Below are 5,672 nucleotides of genomic sequence, written 5' to 3' on the forward strand. Positions count from 1 at the left end.
GGAAGAGGTCGCCGACCACGCCGTAGTCGACCAGCTCGAAGATCGGGGCCTCCGGGTCCTTGTTGACGGCCACGATGGTCTTCGAGGTCTGCATGCCGGCCCGGTGCTGGATCGCGCCGGAGATGCCCGCCGCGATGTAGAGCTGCGGGGAGACCTGCTTGCCGGTCTGGCCGACCTGGCTGCTGTGCGGGTACCAGCCGGCGTCCACCGCGGCACGCGAGGCGCCGACGGCCGCGCCCAGCGCGTCCGCGAGCTCCTCGACCACGCCGAAGCCCTCGGCGGCACCGACACCACGGCCACCGGAGACCACGATCGCGGCCTCGGTCAGCTCGGGACGGCCGGAGGACACCCGCGGGGTGCGCGAGACGACCTTGGCGGCGTTGCCGGTGAACGCCACGGCGACGTCCTCCACCGCACCGGCGGCCGGGGCGGCCTCCGGGGCGACGGCGTTCGGCTTGACGGTGATGACCGGTGCGCCGTTGCTCACCCGGGAGTCGACGGTGTACGAGGCGGCGAACACCGACTGGGTGGCGATCGGGCCCTGGTCGCCGGCGCGCAGGTCGACGGCGTCGGTGATGATGCCGGAGCCGATCCGCAGCGCGACGCGCGCGGCCACCTCCTTGCCCTCACCGGAGGACGTCACCAGCACCGCGGCCACGTCGTTCGCCTTGGCGATCTGCGCCAGCGCGTCCACCTTCGGGACGACCAGCTGGTCGGCGAACTCCGCGCCGTCGGCGACGTACACCTTCACCGCGCCGTACTCGCCGGCCTTCGCCGCGATGCCGGCCGCGGCCGCACCGGCGCCCAGGACGACGGCGGACGGCTCACCGATACGGCGGGCCAGGGTCAGCAGCTCCAGGGCCGGCTTGCGCACCGCGCCGTCGGCGTGGTCCACCAGGACGAGAATCTCAGCCATTGCTCAATGTCTCCGTGTATTCGCTGGGTCGGGGGGTGGGGACGGCTCAGATGAACTTCTGGTCGGCGAGGAAGGTCGCGAGCGACTTGCCGCCCTCGCCCTCGTCCTTGACGACCGTGCCCGCGGTCCGCGCCGGACGCGCCGCCACCGACTCCACCGCCGTCCACGAACCCGCCAGACCGACCTCGTCCGCCTCGATGCCCAGGTCGTCCAGGTCCCACGACTGCACCGGCTTCTTCTTCGCCGCCATGATCCCCTTGAACGACGGGTACCGAGCCTCACCCGACTGGTCGGTCACCGAGACCACCGCCGGCAGCGCCGCCTCCACCAGCTCCGTCGCCGCGTCACCGTCCCGACGGCCCTTCACCACGCCGCCCTCGACCGACACCTCCGACAGCAGCGTCACCTGCGGCACACCCAGCCGCTCCGCCAGCAGCGCCGGCAGCACACCCATCGAACCGTCCGTCGACGCCATGCCACCGATCACCAGGTCGAACCCGGCCTTCTCCAGCGCCTTCGCCAGCACCGCCGACGTCCCGACCACATCCGAACCGTGGATGTCCTCGTCGTTCACGTGCACGGCCTTGTCCGCACCCATCGACAGCGCCTTGCGCAACGCGTCCTTCGCGTCGTCCGGCCCCACCGTCAGCACCGTCACCTCGGCGCCCTCGTTCGCCTCCGCGATCCGCAGCGCCTGCTCCACGCCGTACTCGTCCAGCTCCGACAGGAGGCCGTCCACACCCTCCCGGTCGGTGGTGTGGTCGTCCGCGAAACGACGGTCACCCGTCGCGTCCGGCACGTGCTTCACACAGACAACGATCCTCAAGCTCACGGCCTGTCTCCTGTACTGGTCTCGTCCGGCGGCTGCGGCGGTGCAAGCGGGCGCGAACACGGCACGCACCCGCTCCGGGCAGCGAATTCCCGTGCCGGTCCGGAACTTCCTGGCAGCATACTCGCCGGTAGTGCAGTGGTCACTACTGGCCAGTAGCTTATGCCGTGCGGCCGCTCCCGCCGCCTGTGCCCATCCTGCCCCAGCGCGGGGCCGACTCCACCCGCCGGGGCGGAACACCTGCGGCCGGATTGCTCACACCACGCGACCGAGCGCCGCGATCACGTCCACCCGGCGCGGCTGGCCCGCCGCCCGACGCACCACCCGGCCCTCCCCGTCCAGCACCAGGACGGTCGGCGTCCGCCGGACCTCCAGCCGGCGGACCAGCTCCAACCGCTCCTCGGCGTCCACCTCTATGTGCTCCACCCCGTCGACCATCCCGGCCACCTCCGAGAGCACCCGCCGGGTGGCCCGGCACGGCTGGCAGAAGGCCGTCGAGAACTGCACCAGCGTCGCCCGCGCGCCGAGCGGCCCGCCCAGCTCCGCCCCCGACAGCCGTACGGCGTCCGACCGCGGTACCGCGTCCGCCCCGTCCTCGGTGCTCACCCTCGTCCTCCCGTCACTCCCGGCCCTTCACCCCGGCCACGGCGGGCCGGGACCGGCCCCGTCGAGGCACGACAACGCACGCCGTCGGCCCGGTCATCCCCCCAGTCTGCGGCAGCGCCCGCGGCGCCCGAAACACGGTCGACCGCCAGGGCCGGGACACGTACGATCGGCCGATGGACTCCGACCGCCACCCGATGCCGCCGCCGGTCCGCCGCCGCGTCATCGCCCCGGCCAGGACCACCGTCCACCGACGGCGCTGACGCCCCGCCGCTGCCGCCGCCCGTCGCGACCACCCGGAGCCCCGTTGCAGACCGATCCCCGCGGTCCCCGCTTAGCCGCAGCGCTCACCGCGATCGTCCTGGCCCTCGTCCTGGCCACCGGCAGCTGCCCGCTCCTGGGAGCCCAGACGCTCGTCTTCGCCCTCGGCTCGTTCGGCGGCCTGCGCCTGGCCCCGTACGTCCGGCTGTTCCAGGCGCTCGTGCTGCCCCGGCTCGCACCGCCCTCCGCCACCGAGGACGAACGGCCGCTCCGCCTCGACCAGGGCGTCCTCATGGTCTTCGCCGCGGTCGGCACCCTCGGCTACTGCACCGAGGTGACGTGGCTCGGCGTGATGGGCGCCTCGACCGCCCTCACCGCCGCCTTCGCCAACGCCGTGTTCGGCTACTCCGTGGGCTGCGAGCTCTACCCCCTGGTCCGGCACGCCCAGGGCCGCCTCACCTCCCGCGCCTGATGCGAGCGGCCGAAAAGTTCCCGTTCGAATTCATCACGGAGATCACATCGGCAATATTCACTTGACCGCACGCCTCAGGTGACAGCAGGCACTCGTTCGGGGGATCATCTCCGTGAATCACCCGTGACCGCCGCGGAGTGCCGTACTCCGGTCGGCACCGCCCGCGCAACGGAGCGGGTACCCGCCGAACCGGGCTCCGGCCCGTGGAAGTCAGGACTGACCGTGGCAGAGTTCGTGTACCCGCCGGTGATCGGCGCCGCACTCACCGCCTTCCGCGCGCTCGACGCGCGGATCAAGATCGTGGGCGCCGAACACATCCCCGCCAGGGGGGGAGCGGTACTGGTCAGCAACCACATCAGCTACCTGGACTTCCTCTTCGCGGGCCTCGGCGCGTACCGCGGCGGCAAGCGCAAGACCCGCTTCATGGCCAAGGACGACGTCTTCAAGCACCGGATCTCCGGCCCGCTGATGCGCGGCATGAAGCACATCCCGGTCGACCGCACCGACGGCCAGCCCGCCTACGAGGCCGCCGTGCGCGCCCTCAAGGCCGGCGAGGTGGTCGGGGTCTTCCCCGAGGCGACCATCAGCCGCTCCTTCATGCTCAAGAAGTTCAAGACCGGCGCCGCCCGGATGGCCGCCGACTCCGGCACCCCGCTGCTGCCCGTCGTGCTCTGGGGCACCCAGCAGCTCTGGACCAAGGGCCGCCCGAAGACCCTCACCAAGCGGCACGTCCCGGTCACCATCATGATCGGCGAGCCGATCCACCTCGGGCCGGACGACAAGCCCGTGATGGTCACCCGGCGGCTGCGCGCCGCCATGAGCGAGATGCTCGACCAGGCCCAGCGCGAGTACCCCGGCAAGCCCTCCGGCCCGGACGACACCTGGTGGCTGCCCGCCCAGCTCGGCGGCACCGCGCCCACCCTGGAGGTCGCCGAGGCCGAGGACGAGGCAGAGGCCCTCGCGAAGGCCGAGCGCCGCGCCGCCCGGGGCTGAGGCCCGCTCCGCTCCCCTCTGTTCCTCTCCCCTCCACTCCCCTCTACTCCGTGCGATCGAGCGAGCGCGGTCCGTCGCGTGTCGCTGGACCGCCGACGTCCCCCGTCTGACACAGTGACAGCTCCTTTCAGGGGCCTTCGTCCTGAATCCTCGGCGGGGGCACACGTCGGAGCGGTCGAGAGTCTCGGAGGCGGAGATGGCACGGATCACCACCGGCACACGGCAGTCACCCACGGGCAGGGCCCGCACCCGCGCGAGCGCCGGTGCGGGCCTTCTGCTTCTGGGCGCCCTGCTCACCGGCTGCGGGGCCGAACCCGGGGAGATCCCGCTCTCGGAGATCCGGCCGGAGACCCCCACCGCCACCCCCGAGGCGACACCCGCCGCGACCCCCGGCGTGGTCGGCGCGGCCGTCGGAGCCCCCGCGGCCGCCGCGCACAACGGGCTGATCGTCAGCCGCGCCTACACCGACGCCGCCCGCACCAGCACCGCGATCGTCACCCTCTCCCCCGACGGCACCGGCCAGCACCAGGTCACCCAGCCGCCGGCCCGCGCGCTCGACGACCGCCCGGACTGGTCCCCCGACGGCGCCACCATCGCCTTCGACCGCACCGACCCGCAGACCGGCACCGCCCGGCTCTGGACCGTCCTCACCGCCGGCGGCCCCGAGCACCAGGTCAACCAGCTCTGCGACAGCGGCACCGCCGACTGCGCCAACGAGGACGAACGCGCCCCCGCCTTCTCCCCCGACGGCAAGCAGGTCGCCTTCAGCCGCTCCTGGGGCGCCCTGGACCCGTCCGGCAGCCACCAGATCCAGTACTCCGACCTCTACCTGATGACCCCCGAGGGCACCGACGTCCAGCGGCTCACCTTCCTCACCAACGACAAGCCCTACTCCGGCGCGGTCAGCAACCCCAGCTGGTCCCCCGACGGCAAACAGCTCACCTTCGAGTACCGCACCAGCGCCACCGGGCAGCCCGCCAACAGCCGCGCCATCTACGTGGTCAGCGCGGACGGCACCGGGCTGCGCCAGCTCACCCCCTGGGAACTGCGCGCCGGCGACCGCGCGGACTGGTCCCCCGACGGCACCCAGATCCTCTTCACCACCTACCCGGCCGGCCCCGACAACGCCCCCGGCGGCGGCATCTACACCGTCCACCCCGACGGCAGCGCCGTCGGCGCCCTCACCCCCGCACCCTCGGACGCCTTCTACGGCGCGGCCGCCTACGCTCCCGACGGCAAGTCCATCGTCTTCGCCCAGGCGCCCGCCGGCACCGGCGCCGACCTGTACAGCATGCGGCCGGACGGTACGGGCGTCGCCCGTCTCACCAACAGCGCGGACAAGTGGCTCAGCCGGCCGGCCTGGGGGACGGCGGAGGCCCCGGCGGCTCCCGCCGACCAGGTCCAGGCGTCGGCCCAACCGTCGGATCAGGCCTCGGGTCAGGCGTCATCGGCACCTCAGGCACTGCGGCCCGACGCCCAGCAGCCGGCTCAGGCCCAGGGGCAGGCGCCCACGGAGAAGCCGCAGGCCGAATCCGACTCCGACGAATAGATTCGCCCCGGCCCTGGAAATGCGAAGAACCCCCATCCGGGACCCGGAT

The 5,672-nt window shown here is 72.9% G+C and carries 6 protein-coding genes; 3 read left to right on the plus strand and 3 right to left on the minus strand.

Annotated features, from left to right (window positions below; genetic code table 11):
- The 3 genes from AE652_RS28150 to AE652_RS28160 form a co-directional block, all read right to left on the minus strand.
- Positions 1-916, minus strand: a 916-nt coding sequence (locus AE652_RS28150) for an electron transfer flavoprotein subunit alpha/FixB family protein (RefSeq protein ID WP_049656476.1), incomplete at its 3' end; no start/stop codon positions are given.
- 46 nt (positions 917-962) lie between these two features.
- Positions 963-1,748 (minus strand): electron transfer flavoprotein subunit beta/FixA family protein, encoded by a 786-nt coding sequence (locus tag AE652_RS28155; protein ID WP_049656477.1) that lies wholly within the window; start codon positions 1,746-1,748, stop codon positions 963-965.
- A 252-nt stretch (positions 1,749-2,000) separates the two neighbouring features.
- On the minus strand, positions 2,001-2,351 hold the full coding sequence (locus AE652_RS28160) for a thioredoxin family protein (RefSeq protein WP_049656479.1): 351 nt from the start codon (positions 2,349-2,351) through the stop codon (positions 2,001-2,003).
- A 304-nt stretch (positions 2,352-2,655) separates the two neighbouring features.
- Between AE652_RS28160 and AE652_RS28165 the strand changes: the two genes are divergently transcribed.
- From AE652_RS28165 to AE652_RS28175, 3 genes are all read left to right on the plus strand, one after another.
- A complete protein-coding gene (locus AE652_RS28165; RefSeq protein WP_049656482.1) occupies positions 2,656-3,081 on the plus strand; it encodes a DUF4395 domain-containing protein in 426 nt (141 codons plus the stop codon).
- Positions 3,082-3,303: 222 nt separating this feature from the next.
- The gene (locus tag AE652_RS28170) at positions 3,304-4,074 is read left to right on the plus strand and encodes a 1-acyl-sn-glycerol-3-phosphate acyltransferase (RefSeq protein WP_049656484.1); all 771 of its coding nucleotides are present in this window, start codon (positions 3,304-3,306) and stop codon (positions 4,072-4,074) included.
- A gap of 196 nt (positions 4,075-4,270) precedes the next feature.
- On the plus strand, positions 4,271-5,623 hold the full coding sequence (locus AE652_RS28175) for a PD40 domain-containing protein (protein WP_049656486.1): 1,353 nt from the start codon (positions 4,271-4,273) through the stop codon (positions 5,621-5,623).
- Positions 5,624-5,672 lie beyond the last annotated feature (49 nt).

This window comes from Kitasatospora sp. MY 5-36, from assembly GCF_001182915.1.
Taxonomy (GTDB): domain Bacteria; phylum Actinomycetota; class Actinomycetes; order Streptomycetales; family Streptomycetaceae; genus Kitasatospora.